This is a genomic window from Terriglobales bacterium, from assembly GCA_035487355.1.
In the GTDB taxonomy this organism is placed as follows: Bacteria; Acidobacteriota; Terriglobia; order Terriglobales; family Acidobacteriaceae; genus QIAW01.
The window spans coordinates 17,057-36,700 of sequence record DATHMF010000089.1 but is presented as its reverse complement, the minus strand read 5'-3'; the positions used below and the strand labels follow the sequence as shown (position 1 = coordinate 36,700).

Below are 19,644 nucleotides of genomic sequence, written 5' to 3'. Positions count from 1 at the left end.
ATGCGAGAGAGCAAACTCTATCCCTTCCTGGCCTTGGCAGTATTGACCGCCCTGAATTTTTTTAACTACGTGGATCGTTACGTGCTCGCCGCCGTGCAGCCCCTGGTTCAAAAAGAATTTAACCGCAGTGATGCCGATATGGGCTGGCTGACTGGAGTTTTTTTCTTTTGTTATGTGGCTGCATCGCCATTCGTGGGAATCCTAGCCGATCGTTACGCGCGTAAATGGCTGGTAGCGGGCGGGGCCATTGTATGGAGCGGCGCCACTTTACTGACCGCTGTAACGCACACCTATCAGGCCTTGCTGGTGCGGCACACTCTGGTCGGCATCGGTGAGGCCAGCTTTGTTGTCATTGCTCCGTCGCTGGTCTCCGATCTCTTTCCCGAGCACCACCGCGGACGCATGCTGGCAGTTCTTTACATGGCGATCCCGGCGGGGGCTGCCGGTGGATATCTGCTTGGAGGCGCTCTCGGGCCTTCGCACGGCTGGCGGGCGCCGTTTCTAGTTGCCGCCCTGCCCGGATTCCTCCTGGCCTTGCTGGTGATGCTGATGCCCGAGCCGCAGCGGGGCAGCGCTGATCGCCTGCATGCCACCCCGGAGCGCGCCACCGTGCTGGGATTAATCCGCAATCCCGCCTATTGGACCATCTCTCTGGGGATGGCCATGTTCACCTTCGCCATCGGAGGAATCTCTCAGTGGATGCCAACTTTTCTCTCGCGCGTGCGCGGTATCCCCCTTACCAAAGCCAATCTGATCTTCGGCGGGATCGTCCTCTTCGATGGCGTAATAGCCACCCTGTTAGGCGGCTGGCTGGGTGACTGGATGCTGCGTCGCGATAAGGCGGCTTACTACCGGCTCTCGGCCTGGAGTGTGCTGATTGCCATTCCTTTCATGATCGTGGCCATCTTCCACGCCGGGATTCTCATGTATCCGGCCGTGTTGCTCTCGATATTCTTCTTGATGTCCAACTCCGGCCCGGCCAATGCCGCGTTGGTTAATTCCGTGTCCGCACCCATCCGCTCAACCGCTGTGGCAGTAAACTTATTTGTGATTCACATTCTTGGAGACATCCCCTCGCCGCCCCTAATGGGATTCATCTCCGACCACAGCTCATTACCGATTGCCTTTATCCCCGCCATGGTCGCATGTGCATTCTCCGGCGCGGTTTTGTTCTACGGCATGCGCTTTGCGCCTGCAGTCCCCATCAACCAGGAAGCAATCCCCGCCGACGTCGGTTCCAAATGATCTTTCATGCGTTCCACGCCGATTGGTTTTATTGGATCACCGGGGGCATCCTCGGCTTTCTGTGGTCCTGGCGGCTGATCGAGACCGCATGGGGTATGCGCAAGATCGCCAATATCAGCCAGCCTGAGTGGGACGTGCAAATATTCCAGCCGCGAGTGAGCATCATAGTTCCAGCGTTGAATGAAGCGGAGAACATCGAATCGGCGCTGACATCGCTGCTCCATCTGGATTACAAGAATTACGAGATCATCGCTGTCAATGACCGCTCCGCCGACCGCACCGGCGAGATCATGGATCGCCTTGCTGCGGCTTCCAATGGCAAACTCCGCGTGATTCATATTGCCGAACTTCCCGCCAACTGGCTTGGCAAGCCGCACGCCATGTGGAAGGCAGCACAGCAGGCCAGCGGTGATTGGCTGCTGTTTACAGATGCCGATGTGATTTTTCGCACCGATTCGGTGCGCCGCGCCCTCGCCTATGCCGAAGCCGTACGCACCGACCACCTCACTTTGGTTCCTGAAATGGAAATGCGCAGTCCGGGCGAGCGCATGATGATGAGTTTATTCGGAAGCTTTATGGTCCTGGGATATCGTCCCTGGAAGGCAGCCGATCCCACCTCGCGCCAGTACATGGGCGGAGGAGTATTCAACATGGTCCGCCGCTCCGTCTATGAGCGGATAGGGAGCTTTCGCGCGCTGCGTATGGAGGTAGTTGAAGACATGAAGCTGGGCAAGCTGGTCAAAGAAAATGGGTTTACCCAGCGCTGCGCCCTCGGCCCCGGTCTGATCAGTATCCGCTGGATTGTGGGGGCCTTTGGCTTCGTCCGCAACGTCACCAAGAACTTTTTTGCGTTTGTTGAATTTCAATGGTGGCGAGCGCTGCTCATCATCCTGGCAATGATTTTTTTCTTTTTGCTGCCCTATGCCGGAGCGGTACTGGCCCCCGGATGGAGCAAAGCAGGCTTCTTGCTGGCCCTGGCCGCAATCTTTTGTTTCTATGTGGCAATGTCTTTCCACGCTCCTATCTCACCGCTCTATGTATTCACTCATCCGGTGGGGACCGTGCTGGTGATTTATGCCATGCTGCGCTCAGCTTGTGTGACCCAGTGGACCGGTGGCATCACCTGGCGGGGAACAAAGTATCCGCTGGAAGAGTTGAAGAAAGGGCTGGTGTGAGAAGTATGGGGTTAAAAGATGGCGATTCCAGAAGATTTTTGTTAGCCTCTCATCGAAAGCTGGCCTTTTCAGCCCCCGCCTCAGGTTTATGGAAAATTTGGGGCTGCGGATCGCACATCGTGGGCCTAACGAATGAGCGGAGTAATCGTGGGAGGTTTTCATGCAGCGACTCACTTCAGGAATTTTGTCCATCCTCTTGCTGATCGGCAGTGTCTGCTGCGGACAGTCGCTGGGCGACGCCGCACGCAAGGTCCGCAAGCAACAAGGCAAGAACGGATCTTCCCCCACCAAAGTCTTTACCAGCGATGACGTCAGTGTGAATCCCGACACGACCGTCCGCCTGGTTCCCGGTGAAAGTTTTTCCGGCCAGGGAACTCTCATCGCCCCGGGGGATGGGAAACACAAGTACCGGCTTATCAGGCTGGATGCAAGCCGGTTTGTGAATGGAGGCACGCTACATATCTCAATCACAGTAGGGAGTGGAAACTCGGACGCATCTTTCGATTTATATCCGCAGGGTACCCCGCTACCCGTAGACGGGTTTCCAAAATCCCTGGCCCACGCCTGGGGTGTGCCGCGGATGTCCAGCGCAAAGATCGATTACCGCTTTGACCAGGCAACAGTGTTTCTCTTAGGCGCGGAGGGCGATTGGCCTTCGAAGGCCGGAGCCACCAATACGTATAGTTTCCTCGTGAGTGTAGAGAGCAAATAGCGGCTGATGCATCCTTTCGGCAATATGGATGTGTCGGTGAACTTATTTGCTACTACGGTTTATTCCTTCGGGCTTCCTACTTCGTTGGTTCCATCTGCAGCGCGTCATTGAACCGGTTGAAATAATTGAACAGCCCAATGGCCGCGCACAATTCCACGACTTCACCCTCGTCAAAATGTTGACGCAACTGCTTCCACAACTCTTCGTCTACTTTGTGTGCGTCCAGGGTCATGCGTTCCGTCAGGCGCAAAGCCGCTTTCTCTGCTTCCGTGAAGTCGGAGCGCTTCTCAAAATCTGTGAGATTCGTAATCTGATCGTCCGTCCAGCCCAGCCGTCTTGCCAAGACGGTATGAGAGGCCAGTCAATACTCGCAGCGGTTGAGTTGGGTAGTACGTACGATCACCAGTTCTTTCAATTTCTTGGTGACCGTGCCGGTATTCATGACCGCGCGGAAGTGCGCCACCATGGTGCGCATGATCTCCGGCCGGTGGGCGGCGCTGCGGAACATGTTCGGCACGTTGCCGCGTTCTTTCATGAAGTCGTCATAGACGGCCTGTGATTCGGCGTCAACTTGAGTGCGGTCTAGGCGGGTAATGCGCATGAAAATCGGATTGAATAATTGTGTAATCGGGTAATTGCGTAATTGAAGTAATTTTTGAATTGCACAATTACCAAATTACACAATGACCCAATCACCCGATGACTCAATGGTTCAATGACTCAATTATTTCTTAAATGACGCGATGGCCTGGGCTTCGTCGTCCCTGACGTCGAAGACGGTGTACAGTTTGGTGATTTGCAGCAGATCATGGACTTTCTTGGTGAGCTTGAGCAACTTCAGCTCGCCGCCCTGGTTGCGGACAGTGGTGAAGGCGCTCACCAGTTCGCCGATGCCTGAGCTGTCAATGTAGGTAACGTCTCCCAGGTTCAGCAGGATTCTCTTGTCCCCGTGGGAGATCAAATCGCGCACCGTATCCCGCAGCACAACGCTGCCTTCGCCGAGCGTAATTCGTCCGCTCAGGTCTACGACGGTCACGCCGTCTACTTGCCGCGTACTGGCCTTCATGGTCACTTTGCTTCCTCCGTGTGTCCCGCCGAGTTTCCGGGAACATGCTTGATTAAAGTAATTTCGGTGCCGGGCTCAAGGGTGCGGAACTTTACGTCATCCATAAAAGATCGAATGAGGAAAATACCACGCCCCGATTGCTTCAGCAAATTTTCCGGCGCCAGTGGGTTGGGCACATCCTTCTCGCACAACCCCGGGCCTTCATCGGCGATGGTGATCACCAGCGCCTCTCCGGTATTCTCAAACGCAACCCGCACCTTCTTGCGCGGATCGTAAGCGTTGCCGTGCAGTACGGCATTGACTGCCGCCTCCCGCACCGCCATCGAAATACGATGGCAGTCGTCCTCGGAGAAACCCGCCCTGGCCGCCATGTTCTCAGCGGTCTGTTCGGCACGATTCACGCTCTCGAGTGTGGAGTCCAGCGTGTACGAGACCCGGTTTCCGGCTATTTTCACGTTTGCTGTCAACCTTGTTGAACCGGCAATTTGTTTGAACTGTCTAAACCCAATTGCATCTTGCAAAGTAGGTGGAAGGCGACAGTTTGCCTGTCGAACTCTTAAATGTCAACGCTGAGTGTTTATTTTACGGTATTCCCCGTGAAAAACTGCACTAGAATGCACTTTATGCCTAGGCAACCCAACCTTTTTGTTAGTTTTTACAAGATTTTCCTCTGGGTCGTGATGGGAACCTTGGTGCTGGTCGGTTTTATGATGTTGCGCCGGCCCTCGCGCCCTTCGCTTCCCATGACCCCGCAAGAGACCAAGGAACAGGCAGAATCGTTCAACCGGAAGCTGAATGAACTGTCGAGTGGCCAAAACACACAAGCCCATTTCACGTCCGATGAAATATCAGCGGCCTTTTCCCAACAGCTTGCCGAGCCAGATTCCGGAACAACCTCGCCTGCCGCCAGCCAGCAAAAATCTCCGAACTTAACGCCTAACTCCCAAGTCGCTGAAAACACACCCGTTCATCCCGTGGATGTAAATTTTCATGGCGACCAGGTTACTGGCCAATTTACTACAAACCTCTACGGCAAGGATGTTTACATTACGGTTTCTGGTCGCCTGGGCAGCAAGGATGGCTATGTGACCTTCGATCCCACTGGCTTTAAAGTGGGCGATTTCATCGTTCCGGTTTCGCTTGTCAATGATGTCCTCCAGAAAAAGCTCGCCGAACCCGAAAACCGGGAGCAGCTCAAACTGCCTGACTTTGTCAAAAGCGTCCACATCGAAAACGGCGAGCTGGTGGTGGAAGAGAAGAATTGAGTCATTGAGTCATCGGACCATTGAGTCATTAAGTAAGCTTGGTAATTGACCCAACCCAATGACTAAATGATTCAATGACCCAATCGCTCAATCCTCAAGGTACCCATCTAATTCATCGAAAATAGCTGGCCTCTTGCTGCGCTCCACGGTATTCTGAAATCAAGGCATCCTTAAATCATGGCCAATGTTGCGCTCACCGAACTGCTGGGCGCGCCCGTAGTAGACTCTTCGGGCGCGGTTGCTGGTCGTGTGCGTGGCTTGGCGATTTCTCCTCAGGAAGATCCGGTCCGCATCGCCGGCATCGTAGTGCGCACCAAACACGGTGACCGTCTTCTTCTGCGCGATGCCTTGCAATCGGTCGAAAGCCGTTCCTTGCGATCTTCGCTTGCTTCCAGCGGCTGGCAGGAATTTTCCGGAAAGGGTCCGGAAGGATATTTATTTTTGGAGCGCGACCTGCTCGACCAGCAGATCATAGACGTCCACGGACGTAAGGTTGTACGCGTCAACGATGTTGATCTGGAGCCGGTTGCCGTCAATCATCACATTGCGCTGAAAGTCACCGGCGTTGATGTAGGCGCGCGCGGCGCTGTCCGGCGATTGCTCAAGGGTGTTGTGCCTTGGCCTGCGTTGCGGCCTTTACTTGAAAAAATTCCTCCTCGCATCATTCCCTGGGAGTTCGTTGATCTGATCGAGACCGACCCGGCACGCCGGGTCAAACTTCGCATCGAGCATACTCGTCTTTCCAAGCTCCATCCTGCGGATATTGCCGACATTCTGGAAGATTTGGCCCCGGCCGAGCGCGAAGCTGTCTTTGAAACCCTTGATGAAGAAGTGGCTGCTGGGGCTCTGGAAGAAGTTGATCCTAAAATGCAAGTTTCCATCTTGGAGTCGCTGGATTACGACCGTGCCGCCAACATCGTAGAAGAAATGGACCCCAGCGCTGCCGCCGACCTGCTTGCCGATCTGTCGCAAGAAACCTCCGAAGAAATTCTGGAGGAAATGGAACCGGAAGAGCGCGAGAGTGTGGAAGAGCTGCTGGAGCATGCGGAAAACACTGCTGCCGGTCGCATGACCACCTACCTCCTTTCTTTTGGGCCCCAGGCCACGGCTGCCGATGCTATCCAGGCCCTCTACACCTTCGAGGGCAGCAGAGAAACTCTAAGCACACTCCACCTGGTGGATGAGTCCAACAAATTGGTCGGCACCGTGCCCCTGGTCAGCGTCGCGATTGCGCCGCCAGCCACTCCGTTGAAGGAAATTTCTTCTCCTGAATTGATCTCCTGCCGGCTCGAAACCAGCGAAGACGAGGTTGTGGAGCTTTTCGACAAATACAACTTGCTCAGCCTGCCCGTGGTAGATGAAAAAGGAGAGCTCGCCGGCATCATCACCGCCGATATGGTGATTACAATTCTGCGGACGATGAAGAAGAAATAGCCGGCAGCGATAACTTGCCGCTTGCAAGATCGTGTACCAGGCCAATGTCCGCATCCAGAAAGTCATACCCCGGCAACTCTTTAAGCTCAACCCAGCGTATGTCGCGGAAAATCCGGTTTACCAATTTACCATCGTATTCACGCACCAGGTAAAAGCGCAGATCAACTACATTTCCGTTCTGGTAAGTATGCCGAACGCGGGCTACCTCTTCGCCTATTTGTGCCTGTATTCCCAGCTCCTCTTCCAACTCGCGGCGGAGGGCCTCCCGTGGCTGCTCTCCAGGTTCGATCTTGCCTCCGGGGAACTCCCACTTCAGCGGTAGAGACTGGTGCTTCGTGCGCTGGCAGATAAGCAGCTTGCCGTCATTGCCCAGGATCAGCGCCGCCACCACTTGCTTCATCGTGCGGCCTCCATCCAACAAGCTGGGATTTTTCCGAAACGCATTTTGTGAGTGTAACAGGAGGGGAGGGAATGATTGAATTGCACAATTACCCGATTCCTCAATTCTTCAATGACCAAATGACCCGATGATTCAATGACTCAATGCTCAATCCGCCTCACTCTCGGGTGCGCAGGAAATATCTCCGGATGAATAATTCCTGCCAGCGCATGCAATCCATCCATCAGCGTAGGCGCGGGTGTGTTAAGAAATTCGTCGGGCACGCAGTAGATGCGGCGCTCCCGCGCGGCTGCTAAACCTTCCCAGCCCCGCTGCTCGATGATCTTTTCCAGTGGCACCCGGTCTCCTGCACCACACCAGGCCATGACCATCACATCAGGATCCGCCGCGCTAACGGTCTCCGCATCGGTTTTGCTTCCCGCGGTGCCCAGGAACTTGCCTCCAGCGGCTTCCACCAGTTCCGCTACCCAGGTTTGCGAATGAATGACGGGTTTGCCCCACTCCTCACAAAAAACCAAAGGCCGCTGGGCAGCGGAGCCCTCAGAAAAAAGTGTGGCACAGCCGTCCTCGGCTGTAGTTTTGATCCGTTGAATTTCCGCCTGCATCTCGCCAATAACCTTCTGCCCGCCCTCCTGCTCTCCCATGATGCGGGCTATGGCAGCGATGTCGGTGTAGATGTCATGCAGCGAATGTGGCGCCAGCCCCAGAAACATGATTCCGGCCTTCAGGATTTCGCCCACTGCCTCTGCCTGGTAAGGAACCGAAGCAATCACCAGATCAGGACGCGCGGCGAGAATATCTGCCGATTTGGCCGTCCACGAGTCGGCAACAATGGTGTGGGCCTGATCGGCGATTTGTGGACAAACATCGCCACACCACTTGGTGCAGGCTACTACGCGCTCCAGCAGCCCCAGGCGCTCAAGCGTGACCGTGGCGCTGGGCTGCAACGATACCACCCGTCGCGGAATGTAATTAGAATGCATGCAGCTAGAATAATGTAAATTAGCTTCCGGATGGGGGCATGACTTCAGACCTTGCTGAAAAACTCAATTTGCGCGCGATCTTTCGGAGGGGCACAGCTTTAGCTGTGCCGTAAGTTGCTGGAAACTAATACTTCCGCGCTGCCGCAGGCATGCGCGCAGCGAAGCGGAGCGCCAAAATAGATGCTTTTCCGCAGCCTCTTTATTCGTGCCGTAAGTCGTTCATAATGTACTCACCTCAACTTCTCGATCACTTCGAACACCCCCGCAACGCGGGCGACCTGCCTGCTCCCACGGCTTCGGCGCAACTGGAAAACCCCGTGTGCGGCGATGTGCTGCGCCTCACGCTGACACTCAAGGATGGATACATCACTGAAGCCCGCTTTCGCGCCAAAGGATGCGTTGCCTCCATCGCCTGCGGGTCACTTTTAACTGAGTTGGTCACCAATCGGACTCTCGATTACGCAAAAAAACTCAGCAGCGAAGACCTTACTGCCGGTTTAGGTGGATTGAATCCCGAATCAAATCACGCCGCCGCCCTGGCCATTGATACCCTTCGTGCCGCCATAGCTAACGTCAAAAGATCAAACGACACAAGATAACAGTGACGTCCTCTTCTGCGTTCCTTTGCTTCTCGTCTTCCACTGCGTCCTTCAAACTTCTGATTTTGCCGCGACGCTGCTGGGCAGCCTGGTCACTCTTACTCTTGCTGACGCCATAGCCTCCCGGTTGTTCATCTCGTTCACCAGCTCCAGCTCCTTGTTTTACCTTGTCCTCCTGATACTGTTCCATACCTTCTAATTGTTCTTGTGTGCCTTGAAGACTCCGGTCCTTCGGTGTCATAGGCCTATTCGATGTGCGCGGCCTGTCCTGCGGATCAGGACGTTCCGGAACCTTAGCTCGTCGTGGAGTTTTCACTACTGGTTCGGGATTCGTTTCGGCGAGCTGTTGGCCCACCTTGAACTCGGGGCGCCCCCCGTAGTCACGAAAGCGGTATCGGGGCTGAGTGCTGAATGCTGAGTACTGACTGCTTCTTCAATCCGGCTCGTAGATCGTCCATCCCCGCTCTTGCGCAATCCGCTTCAGATCAGGATTGGGATTAACAGCATACGCGTGCCGCGCCAGCCCCAGCATAGCGGCATCGTGAACTGAGTTTCCGAAGACCATGTCTACCTGCCCGCCGATGAATTGCCGCACGGCCACAGCCTTGCCTTCACCCGTCGGCACCCGGATCAGCTTTTCTGTTGCAATTCCGTTTTTACTCTCAAGACTCACCGCCAACACGTGGTCGGCGCGTATGCCATAGCGACTCACGCCGGCGCGGATCACCCATTCATTCGTTGAGGAAACCGCCCAGACATCGCAGCCCGCGTTGATCAGGCGCGCCACCAACTCCTGCATCTCGGGGAAAACCTGCTTTTCCACCCTTTCCACGAAATAGCGCTCTCCAGCGTCTTCCAGCACAGCAATCTCGGTCCCCTTATGCCACGCTACCATCTCGCCGCACATGTCTTCCTCGCTGACTTTACCTTGCACGTACTCGGCGTAACGCACCCGGGCCCAGGCGGCCACTTTATCGGAGACGATCTTATTTTCAATCTCCCAATCCATAAAACCTTTTCCCGAATCCCCCTTCCACAGCGTGTCATCGCAATCGAATACGGCAATCGCCGGGCGCAGCGCCACGATGGCATCAATAAATCTAGTAGCTTTTTCAGAAAGGGAAATAACTTTTTCAGAAATGGGAATAGGGCCCCTCTTATCGCTGAAGTTGTTCATATTCCTCGGGCGTATTGATGTTTGTAGTCACCGCCGGGTCACTGACTGGGAAGTAGTCAATGATCTTTTGCAACGAGTGCTCGATCTCGCGTGCGGTAGAGGAGGCTGGCGCTTTCAGGAATGCCTCGATCATCTCGCGGCCTACAACGATGGGATGCCCATGATGTCCGTTGAACTCTGGTATCACCGCCCACCAGCCCAACGGAACGACCTGCAAAAATCGGTCCAGCAGTTTCTCCACGGTTGCAGGTTGCGCCGGAGGCCGGTCCACTAAAGTCACAATGGCAGCATCGCGGCCGTGATTCAACACCTCGCGCAATCCGATTTGCAGTGAGCTAAACTGTCCCAGTTCAGGCGTGGGATTTTCCACGAGATAGACCCCAGCGAAAGGATAGATAATCGGTTTCAGCGACTCGGAATTTTTGCCGGCTACCACGATTACCAACTCCGTATGCGGAGCCAGCGATTCTATGGCCGCTGCCAGGAATGTTTTACCCCGCCAGGGAAGCAGGGCCTTGTCGCGGCCCATGCGTGAAGAATCCCCCGCAGCCAGAATCAGGCCGGCAAAATTCGGTGATCGTGCCATGACTTAGAAGATTACCAGAGAGAATGCCTGCTGAGCACGGATTAAAAAATCCTCTGCGTCCTCTGCGATGAATTACTAATCCGCGTTATCCGTGAAATCCGCGGTAAGCAGTTGCTTTTCCTTGGAGCTGGGAGCTAGGTTCCAATCACCTTACGCTCCACACGTTTCCTTTTCACACCCGCCTCCGCATGTCGCCGGATAGCAATCATCTCCGCCACAATGGCCACGGCAATTTCTTCCGGCGTAATCGCGCCGATATCCAGGCCCACGGGTGAGTGCACGCGGTCGAGTTTTTCGCGGGCAATGCCTTCGCGTTCCAGCTCGTCGCAAATCGCAATCCACTTGCGCTGCGAGCCGATCATGCCCAGGTAGCGGATAGGGGTCTCCACCGCCCAGCGCAGCACGCGCATGTCATCGCGGTGTCCGCGCGTGGCGATGACCATAAAGTCGCCTTCGTTGGGGATAAACTGGGCGCAAACTTTCTCAAAATCCTCGGCATGGATCTCGCGGGCCTCAGGAAAGCGCTCGCGATTGGCATAGGATTCACGGTCGTCAATCACAATAACGTCAAATCCCGCCTGCAGCGCGATCTTGTAAACATTCACCGCGACGTGGCCCGCCCCAAACAGGTAGAGCAACGCAGTCGGCAGCACCGGCTCGACATAAATTTCCAGCGTCCCGCCGCACACCAGCCCGGTGTCGTATTTCGGGTCGTGATTCAGATTAAATGTAAGAGTGGTCGGACGTTCTTTTTCGATGACCTCGCGCGCCGCCTGCCAGACCTCGGCCTCGACGCAGCCACCGCCTACCGTTCCCATTATCGAGCCATCATCGCGCACCAGCATCTTGGCCGACTGGAAAGAGGGAATCGAGCCGCGCACGTTGATAATAGTGGCCAGCGCAGCTTTGCGCCCCTCGCGCCTCAGCTTGACGATCTCTTCGTAGATATCGATCACGTCTTCAATTGTATCGCTGGAAAGGGAAGTGCCGAAAGGCCGCTTCTCGTGAGACTCACAGCCGAGAAACCAAAACGCTTTATCGTAGAGACTCTATCGTAGAGACGCAGCTTGCTGCGTCTCCAAGCTAAGAGCTAAAAGCTAACAGCTAACAGCTACAGGCTACTTAGAGCTGAGTGCTAGCCGCCTGCTCTATAATGTCGTTTTCTTCTAGGAGCGAAATTAGGAGCAAAATGAAAGCAATCCGCTTCCACCAATTCGGCGGTCCTGAGGTCTTGCAATACGAAGATGTCCCCGACCCGCAGCTTCGCAAAGACCATGTACTCATTCGGGTCAAGGCCTGTGCCCTGAATCATCTTGATCTCTTCATTCGCAAAGGACTGCCCGGCATCAAGCTGCCGCATATCAATGGCAGCGACATCGCCGGCGAGGTCGCCGAACTGGGCGAATATGTCACAGACCTGAAAGTTGGTGAGCGTGTACTGCTGGCTCCCATGACTTTCTGCGGCCACTGCGTCGAATGCGTCGGCGGACGCCAGAATTTTTGCCGTGACTTCAGCGTCCTCGGTTACTCTGGCGACGGCGGCAACTGCGAATACATCGCGGTGTCCCGTGTCAACGTGGTTCCTGTTCCTGAGAGCGCACAGCTTACCTTCGAGCAGGCAGCCAGTGTTCCTCTGGTCTTTACTACCGCGTGGCACATGCTGGTGGGCCGGTGCGCCATCAAGCCCGGCGATACTGTTCTCGTCTTGGGAGCGGGGTCGGGTGTAGGCAGTGCTGCCATCCAGATTGCCAAGCTCTTCAACGCTACGGTGATTACCACAGCCGGTGACGAGCAGAAGCTGGCCAAAGGCTTCCAACTTGGCGCCGATTTTGGCATCAATCACTACAAGCAGACAATTTCCGAAGAGGTCAAGAAAATCACCGGCCGCGCCGGAGTGGATATCGTCTTCGAGCACGTCGGATCAGCCACCTGGATGGAGAGCATGAAGTCCATGAAACCCGGAGGCAAACTCGTCACCTGCGGCGCCACCACCGGCACCGAAGCTAAATTCGATATCCGCTTCTTATTTGCCCGCCAGCTTTCCTTTTTGGGTTCCTACATGGGAACCATGGGTGAGATGTACGAAGTATTGCGCCACATCTTCAGCGGGAAACTAAAGCCAGTGCTCGACCGCAGCTTTCCTCTGAAAGAAGCCCGCGCCGCCCACGAGTATCTGGAAAACAGCTCCCAATTCGGCAAAGTGGTGCTCATTCCGTAGTTTCACGTGCAGATCCTGCCAGGAAGCGCATGAACAAAACAGAGCCAAAAGCTAATTTCTGAGTACTGAGTACCGGGTACTGAGCACTACTCACTGCTTTATAATTAAGGTTTCATTTAAAACTATTTAAGGGACTAAAAAAATGGCCACTTCCATCATAAGCATTCATGGCCGCGAGATTCTTGATTCACGCGGCAATCCTACAGTAGAGGCGGAAGTTCGCCTGAGCGACGGAACTTTAGGACGCGCCGCCGTTCCCAGCGGAGCCTCTACCGGCGAACACGAAGCGGTTGAGCTACGCGACAACGATAAAAAGCGTTATCTGGGCAAGGGTGTGCTCAAGGCGGTGGAGAATATTGAAACGGAGATCGCCAACGCGCTCGGCGGCTTCGACGCCACCGACCAGCGCGCCCTCGATGCAGAGATGATCTCGCTCGACGGCACCGAAAACAAAGCCCGCCTGGGTGCCAACGCTCTGCTGGCAGTTTCCATGGCCGCAGCCCGTGCCGCTGCTGCATCGTTGGGAATGCCGCTCTACCGTTATATCGGTGGAGTCAATGCGCGCACTCTGCCCGTTCCTATGATGAACATTCTGAACGGCGGGGCGCATGCCGATAACAACGTTGATTTTCAGGAATTCATGGTCATGCCCGTGGGCGCTCCTTCGTTTTCTGAGGCGCTGCGCTGGGGCGCGGAAATCTTCCATACCCTGAAAGGCGTGCTCAAGAAGCGCGGATACAATACCGGCGTGGGCGATGAAGGCGGATTCGCTCCCTCGGTGAAGTCGAACGTAGAAGCGATTGAGCTAGTTGTGGAAGCAATTCAGGCGGCAGGTTTCACACCTGGCAAGCAGGTGGCGATTGCGCTCGACCCCGCGGCTAGCGAATTCTTCAAAGACGGCAAATATATTTTCAAAAAGTCGGATAAGAGTGAGTACAGCTCCGAGCAGATGGTTCGCTACTGGTCCGATTGGGTAAGCAAATATCCCATTGTCTCTATCGAAGACGGACTGGCTGAAGATGATTGGGCCGGCTGGAAGTTGCTGACTCACGAAATCGGCGGCAAGATTCAGCTCGTAGGCGATGATCTGTTTGTCACCAACACTGACCGCCTGGCCCGGGGTATCGAAGAGGATGTTGCCAATTCCATTTTGATCAAGGTCAACCAGATCGGCACCGTGAGCGAGACCCTGGATGCCATCGAGATGGCCCGCCGCAACGGATACACCTCTGTCGCCTCGCACCGCTCCGGCGAAACCGAAGATACGTTTATCGCCGATCTTGCCGTCGGTGCCGGCACCGGACAGATCAAGACCGGCTCTGCCTCACGCACCGACCGCGTCGCCAAGTACAACCAATTGCTCCGCATTGAAGAAGAGTTGGGCAATGCCGTCAGGTTCCCCGGCTTGGCAGCGCTGAACTGCAACGGCGATCTCGCCTCTCAAGCAGGAGCTTAGGGTTTGGCTCCAACGCAATTCGCTTCAGTAGGTCTCAGTCTCGCCTCCGCCGCCTCCTGGGGAGTAGGAGATTTTAGCGGTGGCATCGCCGCCAAGCGCACCAGTGTCTTTGGTCTCGTCGTGGCTGCGCATAGTACGGGCTTCCTTTTGGTGCTTGCGCTGGCCTTGCTGAAGCACGAGGCCATACCCGATCGTCATTCGCTCCTGTGGGCCATCGCCGGAGGCCTCCTTGGCAGCATCGGCCTCGCCGCCTTTTACCGCGCGCTCGCAGTGGGGAAAATGGGAATCAACGCTCCCGTGGCGGCGGTCATTACGGCCGCGCTTCCGGTTGCAATTGGAATTCTGCTGCAAGGCAGACCCGGCAAACTCCAGCTCTTGGGGTTTGTGATTGCCATCATTGGCATTGTGTTTGTCTCTAAGCCAGAAAGTCTGCATGAGCGTCCCGTGGGCATCGGTCTTGCTGTGATCGCTGGCTTAGGCTTTGGCGGATTTCTCACCTGCATGAAGCTGGCCAGCGCTTCGGCCGTGCTTTGGCCTCTGTGTACGGCGCGTCTTGCCTCTGCACTTCTGATGTGCGTGTTTTGTCTTTTCACTCGCGAGTCGTGTCTTCCGCCGGCCAGGCTCCTGCCCCTCGCCGCCCTTACTGGAATTCTGGATACCCTGGGCAACGGCTTCTTCATGATGGCCACGCAAGTCGGCAGGCTCGATGTCGCCGCCGTGCTTTCATCGTTGTATCCCGTGGTCACTGTGATCCTGGCGCGTTCTATTTTGAAGGAGCGGATGAATCGCATTCAAACTGCAGGTATGTGGGTTGTGCTGGTGGCAATCCCGTTCATCGCAGCTTAGAACTCAGTCTCACCAAAGTAAAATATGAAATAGAAATTCCGCATGCCCCGCTATGCTCCAACTCTTACGGTTCGCGACGCTCGCGCACAATATTTTCAAACCAACAATTTCGGCGATGGCGGATACAACAGTAAATGGGTCAAGGTTCAAGCAGGCCCGCTTCCTATCTATTTCCCCAACACCAAGGCCCGCGTGAGAGCGGTCAAATTGCACGACATCCACCACATCTTGACAGAATACGATACCAGCCTGACCGGAGAGGCTGAAATCGCGGCCTGGGAGATTGCTTCCGGCTGCAAGAGCTATTACGCGGCATGGCAATTGAATCTGGGTGCACTCGCCATGGGAGAGCTCTTCGCGCCCCGGCGCGTATATGCGGCGTTCATTCGCGGACGCCATTCGTTGAACCTGTATTCCAGCGTGTTTCAAGAGTCATTGTTAGATGTTGAGGTTGGCACGTTGCGTGGGCAACTTAAATTAGATCAGGCATTGCCCTCGGCCAATGCGCGTGATCGGCTCTCTTTCTGGCTTTGGTCGGTCATTGCCATGAGCTTGATGCTTACTCAGTTGCTGTTTGCGTGTGCCCTCGTGGCAGGGTTGGTTCTATTGATTAGAGCTGCTAACTTCAGCAGGAGCATATTGTGAAGAAAGCCTTGAAACGCCACATGCGAATGCTAATGAATCTTTGGCCGCCCTTTCTGGGCGCGGGGATCAGGGTAAAGCGCCTGCAGCCCGACTGGAAAGAGATTGCGGTGGAAATGAAGCTCCGTCGCTTGAACTCGAATTACGTTGGCACCCACTATGGAGGCTCGCTGTATTCCATGACCGATCCGTTTTTCATGCTTATGCTGATCGAGAATTTGGGGCGGGACTACATCGTTTGGGACAAGTCCGCCAGCATCCGCTTCCGCAAGCCCGGTAAAGGCAAAGTTTCCGCCATTTTCCACTTGTCCGGCGAGCAGATCGAAGAGATCAGGCAGGCACTGAAAACCGAAGAGAAGATAGAACGAACGTTCATGGTTGAGGTCAAAGATGAATCCGGCGCCGTTATCGCAGAGGTCCAGAAGCTGCTGCACGTCCGAAAGAAGGATCAAATATCAAGCTGAAGCCTGGTACCGCCTGAAACTGCCGAAAAATTCCTTTACAATCGAGCTTCACTGAATCCAAATGCCAACCCGACCCAAACCTCTTGTTCTTATCATTCTTGATGGCTGGGGCTTTCGCGCCGAAACCAAGGCCAATGCCATCGCCCTGGCGCGCAAACCGAACTACGATCAGCTTCTGCGTGATTTTCCGAACACGCTCATTCACACCAGCGGACGCTACGTCGGCCTGCCCAACGGACAAATGGGTAACAGCGAAGTCGGCCATCTTAACATCGGCGCCGGTCGCGTCGTCTCCATGGATATCTCCAAGATTGACGTCATGATCGAGAACGGAGAGTTCTTCAGCAATCCGGTTCTTCTCGATGCCATCAAGCACGCGCGCAGCGGTGGACGCCGCCTGCATATATTTGGTTTGGTCTCCGATGGCGGTGTGCACTCACATCAGAACCATCTCTATGCCTTGTTGCGGATGGCCAAGCAAAACGGTGTGGACCGCGTCTTCGTCCATGCTTTCATGGATGGCCGCGACACCTTGCCCACCAACGGCGTCCTCTACTTGCAGCAGCTCCAGCAGAAGATGCGCGAGTTCGGCGGCAAAGTGGCCAGCGTCAGCGGCCGTTACTACGCTATGGATCGCGACCGCCGCTGGGAGCGCGAAGATAAAGCCTTCTCCGCCATGGTCGAAGGTCGCGGCGAGGGTGGACGTTACGTGGATCCGGTGCAGGGAATTAAAGACTCCTACAACAAAGACGTCACCGATGAATTCATCGTTCCCTTTGTCTGCATTGATAATCGCGGCGAACCGGTAGCATCCATCCGCGACGAAGATGTCTGTATCAGCTTCAACTTCCGCGCCGATCGTGCCCGTCAGATCGCCCGCTGCCTCGCCCGGGAAAGTGGAATCAGCAAAGAAGCCGGCGGCGACCTGCCCGACGCCGAAGCGCTCGATGCCGCCATCCCGCGCAGCCGCATTCCCAAAAATCTCAAATACATTTGCATGACCGAGTACGACAAGAAATTCACCCTGCCGGTGGTCGTGCCTTCCGAGTCGTTGAATAATATCCTGGCTAATGTCATGGGCAATCTTGGCATGCGCAACCTGCGCGTGGCAGAAACAGAAAAGTATGCCCACGTTACGTACTTCTTCAACGGTGGCGTCGAGCAACCCTTTCCTGGAGAAGACCGCGTGCTCGTCCCTTCACAAAAAGTTGCGACCTACGATCTCAAACCTGAGATGAGCGCCTCGGGCATCGCCGACGCTGTCGTCAAAGCGATTGAAGATGCAACCTTCGATGTCGTCATCGTGAACTTTGCTAACGCCGATATGGTAGGCCACTCCGGGAAACTTGAGCCCACAGTCAAAGCCGTCGAGACCGTAGACGCCTGCCTGGGACGCATTCATACCGCGCTGCGCCAGCGTGGAGGTGCAATGCTCATCACCGCCGATCACGGCAACGCCGAGCTGATGGTTGATCCCGTCAGCGGTGGTCCGCATACCGCGCACACCACCAATCCCGTGCCCCTGATCCTGGTGAGCGAAGATGCAAAGCAATACTCCTTGCGTCCCGATGGAGCCCTGCGAGACATCTCACCAACAATACTAGCGATGCTTGATATATCCGAGCCTAAAGATATGACCGGTAATGATTTACGAGTTTTAAAAAATTGAACGTCTAATTTAAGTCTGTCATCCTGAGCGAGGGCGAACGCCCGAGTCGAAGGACCCCGAGGATGTGTCGGTCGTACACGCAGCCGCAAGGCATTCTCTGAAGGATTTGGAAAATCCGCGTTCATCCGCGGCGAAAAAACTGGGAACTGATAACTTGAAACCTGAAACTCGAAACTTGAAACTTCTTCTCGTCCATCCTCACCGTTTCCCACTATGGAACGCTCCCACCTGGATGGCCGACCGCCTTCGTGCCGGGTTTCCTGGCGTGGAAGTTGTCCAGCTTCTTGACTACGATCGCATAAACGAGGAATTCGCCGACGCTGAAATCTTCGTTGGCACATCTTTGCGTCTCGAGCAGTTCCAGCGCGCCAAAAAACTCCGTTGGATCCATTCGCCTTCGACCGGCGTGAATCAATTCATGTTGCCTGAGGTCATCGCCAGCGACGTAGTCATCACCAACGGACGCACCATTCACGGCATGGTTGTCGCCGAGCACTCTATGGCGTTCATGCTGGCGCTGGCCAAGCGTCTGCCCTCCGCATTTCGGTACCAGGCGCAGCGCAAATGGGGACAAGGCGATATGTCTCAGGAATCTCCCATGCCCCGCGAACTCGCCGATGCAACGTTGCTTCTGCTGGGCGCAGGCAGCATTGGCCGCGAAGTGGTTCCGCGCGCCAGGGCCTTTGGCATGAAAATAATCGTAGTCCGTGAGGACGTGCACAAAGGCGCCGAAGGTGCGGACGAAGTATATGCGATGAGCGAGCTTGACCGCCTTCTCCCTCGTGCCGATTTCGTGCTCATTACTCTTCCTACCCTCCCCAGCACGCTCAGTCTGTTCAACCGTGAGCGCCTCTCCAAAATGAAATCCGATGCCTATCTTGTTAATGTGAGCCGGGGCGCGCTGATTGATGAACAGGCGCTTCTGGAGTGCCTGCAGAAAAAGCAGATTGCCGGCGCCGCTCTCGACGTATTTTCCACCGAACCTTTGCCGCCCGAATCCCCCTTCTGGTCGTTGGAGAATCTTTTGATCACGCCTCACACCGCCGCCCTCACCGCAAAGTTGTGGGAGCGGCACTACGCTCTCATCGCAGACAATTTGCGCCTCTATTTGGCCAAGCAGCCTTTGCGCAACGTTGTGGATAAGGCAAAAGGATATTGAGCGCCATAATAGTGGTACCACTCTGGCCCCAAAAGGCTGACTTCCTCGCGTTTATGGTTCATCTTTGTCCTGGGCATTCGAGAATGCCGGGGACCTTGTGTGCCCCTCAGCTCCTTGACAACTCATTGCCAATCGCGATTTCTATAGTGATTCCATAATTACTGTATCGGCTTTCTTGTCATTCCGATCCCGCAAAGAGGGAGAGGAATCCCTTTTGTGCCGAAATTCTATGGTCCTAAGATAGTTGGACTACAGTAGAAGTTTGCACGACTTCCACCGCTGTTTACAAGTATGACAATAGTCAAGACTACTCAGCTAGTCCTTAACCTCGGAGCGATTTTCCTCAATAATGACGGGGCTCCTGTTCTCCTCGCACGCACTTTGCCCACTACCAGCAAGTACCCCCGCTTCCATCACCCTGACTTGGCGGGCAGGTAACTCGCAAGGCAACAACAGCCGATTCCTGCCGAGGGGTGAGCTGGTGAGACCTCTCACGCAGTTGCTTCATCCGCGGTGCCGCGCAGATACAACAAGTCTGGAATTGCTAT

At 55.2% G+C, this 19,644-nt stretch carries 23 protein-coding genes; 13 read left to right on the top strand and 10 right to left on the bottom strand.

Going from position 1 to position 19,644, the window contains the following annotated elements:
• From VK738_16445 to VK738_16435, 3 genes are all read left to right on the top strand, one after another.
• Positions 1 to 1,245, top strand: a complete 1,245-nt coding sequence (locus tag VK738_16445) for an MFS transporter (protein ID HTD24250.1) — start codon at positions 1 to 3, stop codon at positions 1,243 to 1,245.
• Positions 1,242 to 2,420 carry a glycosyltransferase family 2 protein gene (locus tag VK738_16440; GenBank protein ID HTD24249.1) on the top strand — a complete coding sequence of 393 codons (1,179 nt, stop codon included), beginning with the start codon at positions 1,242 to 1,244 and terminating at the stop codon, positions 2,418 to 2,420. Before VK738_16445 ends, VK738_16440 begins: the two co-directional genes overlap by 4 nt.
• 160 nt (positions 2,421 to 2,580) lie before the next feature.
• Positions 2,581 to 3,132 (top strand): hypothetical protein, encoded by a 552-nt coding sequence (locus VK738_16435; protein HTD24248.1) that lies wholly within the window; start codon positions 2,581 to 2,583, stop codon positions 3,130 to 3,132.
• 76 nt (positions 3,133 to 3,208) lie between these two features.
• Here VK738_16435 and VK738_16430 read toward each other — a convergent pair whose 3' ends face one another.
• The 4 genes from VK738_16430 to VK738_16415 form a co-directional block, all read right to left on the bottom strand.
• On the bottom strand, positions 3,209 to 3,475 hold the full coding sequence (locus tag VK738_16430; GenBank protein ID HTD24247.1) for a hypothetical protein: 267 nt from the start codon (positions 3,473 to 3,475) through the stop codon (positions 3,209 to 3,211).
• 18 nt (positions 3,476 to 3,493) lie between these two features.
• Entirely contained in the window at positions 3,494 to 3,733 is a 240-nt protein-coding gene (locus tag VK738_16425; protein HTD24246.1) for a carboxymuconolactone decarboxylase family protein, read from the bottom strand.
• A 123-nt stretch (positions 3,734 to 3,856) separates the two neighbouring features.
• Complete coding sequence (locus tag VK738_16420) at positions 3,857 to 4,198, bottom strand: STAS domain-containing protein (GenBank protein HTD24245.1); 342 nt, start codon at positions 4,196 to 4,198, stop codon at positions 3,857 to 3,859.
• Positions 4,199 to 4,200: 2 nt separating this feature from the next.
• Positions 4,201 to 4,653: an ATP-binding protein gene (locus VK738_16415; protein ID HTD24244.1), complete on the bottom strand. Its 453-nt coding sequence runs from the start codon at positions 4,651 to 4,653 to the stop codon at positions 4,201 to 4,203.
• Positions 4,654 to 4,821: 168 nt separating this feature from the next.
• Between VK738_16415 and VK738_16410 the strand changes: the two genes are divergently transcribed.
• Both VK738_16410 and VK738_16405 read left to right on the top strand, forming a co-directional pair.
• Entirely contained in the window at positions 4,822 to 5,463 is a 642-nt protein-coding gene (locus VK738_16410; GenBank protein ID HTD24243.1) for a hypothetical protein, read from the top strand.
• Between the two features lie 177 nt (positions 5,464 to 5,640).
• A complete protein-coding gene (locus tag VK738_16405) occupies positions 5,641 to 6,897 on the top strand; it encodes a CBS domain-containing protein (protein HTD24242.1) in 1,257 nt (418 codons plus the stop codon).
• On the opposite strand, the gene VK738_16400 is transcribed toward VK738_16405, so the two are convergent.
• Together VK738_16400 and VK738_16395 are read right to left on the bottom strand one after the other, a co-directional pair.
• Positions 6,866 to 7,297, bottom strand: a complete 432-nt coding sequence (locus tag VK738_16400) for an NUDIX domain-containing protein (GenBank protein HTD24241.1) — start codon at positions 7,295 to 7,297, stop codon at positions 6,866 to 6,868. The two genes, VK738_16405 and VK738_16400, sit on opposite strands and share 32 nt — an antisense overlap.
• Positions 7,298 to 7,437: 140 nt before the next feature.
• A complete protein-coding gene (locus VK738_16395) occupies positions 7,438 to 8,280 on the bottom strand; it encodes an ABC transporter substrate-binding protein (GenBank protein HTD24240.1) in 843 nt (280 codons plus the stop codon).
• A gap of 224 nt (positions 8,281 to 8,504) precedes the next feature.
• Between VK738_16395 and VK738_16390 the strand changes: the two genes are divergently transcribed.
• A complete protein-coding gene (locus VK738_16390; protein ID HTD24239.1) occupies positions 8,505 to 8,879 on the top strand; it encodes an iron-sulfur cluster assembly scaffold protein in 375 nt (124 codons plus the stop codon).
• Here VK738_16390 and VK738_16385 read toward each other — a convergent pair.
• The 4 genes from VK738_16385 to VK738_16370 all read right to left on the bottom strand — a co-directional run bounded on the left by VK738_16385 (position 8,854) and on the right by VK738_16370 (position 11,598).
• A complete protein-coding gene (locus VK738_16385) occupies positions 8,854 to 9,120 on the bottom strand; it encodes a hypothetical protein (GenBank protein ID HTD24238.1) in 267 nt (88 codons plus the stop codon). The genes VK738_16390 and VK738_16385 overlap by 26 nt on opposite strands.
• Before the next feature lie 192 nt (positions 9,121 to 9,312).
• On the bottom strand, positions 9,313 to 10,056 hold the full coding sequence (locus tag VK738_16380; protein HTD24237.1) for a haloacid dehalogenase-like hydrolase: 744 nt from the start codon (positions 10,054 to 10,056) through the stop codon (positions 9,313 to 9,315).
• Positions 10,037 to 10,642 carry a nucleotidyltransferase family protein gene (locus VK738_16375; protein HTD24236.1) on the bottom strand — a complete coding sequence of 202 codons (606 nt, stop codon included), beginning with the start codon at positions 10,640 to 10,642 and terminating at the stop codon, positions 10,037 to 10,039. The genes VK738_16380 and VK738_16375 overlap by 20 nt, the downstream gene beginning before the upstream one ends.
• Positions 10,643 to 10,776: 134 nt before the next feature.
• Positions 10,777 to 11,598 (bottom strand): XdhC/CoxI family protein, encoded by an 822-nt coding sequence (locus VK738_16370; GenBank protein HTD24235.1) that lies wholly within the window; start codon positions 11,596 to 11,598, stop codon positions 10,777 to 10,779.
• A 233-nt stretch (positions 11,599 to 11,831) separates the two neighbouring features.
• On the opposite strand from VK738_16370, the gene VK738_16365 reads away from it, so the two are divergent.
• The 7 genes from VK738_16365 (at position 11,832) to VK738_16335 (ending at position 19,096) form a co-directional block, all read left to right on the top strand.
• A complete protein-coding gene (locus tag VK738_16365; protein ID HTD24234.1) occupies positions 11,832 to 12,860 on the top strand; it encodes a zinc-binding dehydrogenase in 1,029 nt (342 codons plus the stop codon).
• 142 nt (positions 12,861 to 13,002) lie between these two features.
• Entirely contained in the window at positions 13,003 to 14,316 is a 1,314-nt protein-coding gene (eno, locus tag VK738_16360; GenBank protein HTD24233.1) for a phosphopyruvate hydratase, read from the top strand.
• 3 nt (positions 14,317 to 14,319) lie between these two features.
• A complete protein-coding gene (locus VK738_16355; protein HTD24232.1) occupies positions 14,320 to 15,162 on the top strand; it encodes a DMT family transporter in 843 nt (280 codons plus the stop codon).
• Positions 15,163 to 15,204: 42 nt separating this feature from the next.
• Positions 15,205 to 15,807, top strand: a complete 603-nt coding sequence (locus VK738_16350; protein ID HTD24231.1) for a hypothetical protein — start codon at positions 15,205 to 15,207, stop codon at positions 15,805 to 15,807.
• Positions 15,804 to 16,268: a DUF4442 domain-containing protein gene (locus VK738_16345; protein HTD24230.1), complete on the top strand. Its 465-nt coding sequence runs from the start codon at positions 15,804 to 15,806 to the stop codon at positions 16,266 to 16,268. Before VK738_16350 ends, VK738_16345 begins: the two co-directional genes overlap by 4 nt.
• A gap of 61 nt (positions 16,269 to 16,329) precedes the next feature.
• Positions 16,330 to 17,937 carry a 2,3-bisphosphoglycerate-independent phosphoglycerate mutase gene (gene gpmI / locus VK738_16340; protein ID HTD24229.1) on the top strand — a complete coding sequence of 536 codons (1,608 nt, stop codon included), beginning with the start codon at positions 16,330 to 16,332 and terminating at the stop codon, positions 17,935 to 17,937.
• Positions 17,938 to 18,112: 175 nt separating this feature from the next.
• Positions 18,113 to 19,096, top strand: a complete 984-nt coding sequence (locus VK738_16335; protein HTD24228.1) for a D-2-hydroxyacid dehydrogenase — start codon at positions 18,113 to 18,115, stop codon at positions 19,094 to 19,096.
• Positions 19,097 to 19,644: the final 548 nt, after the last annotated feature.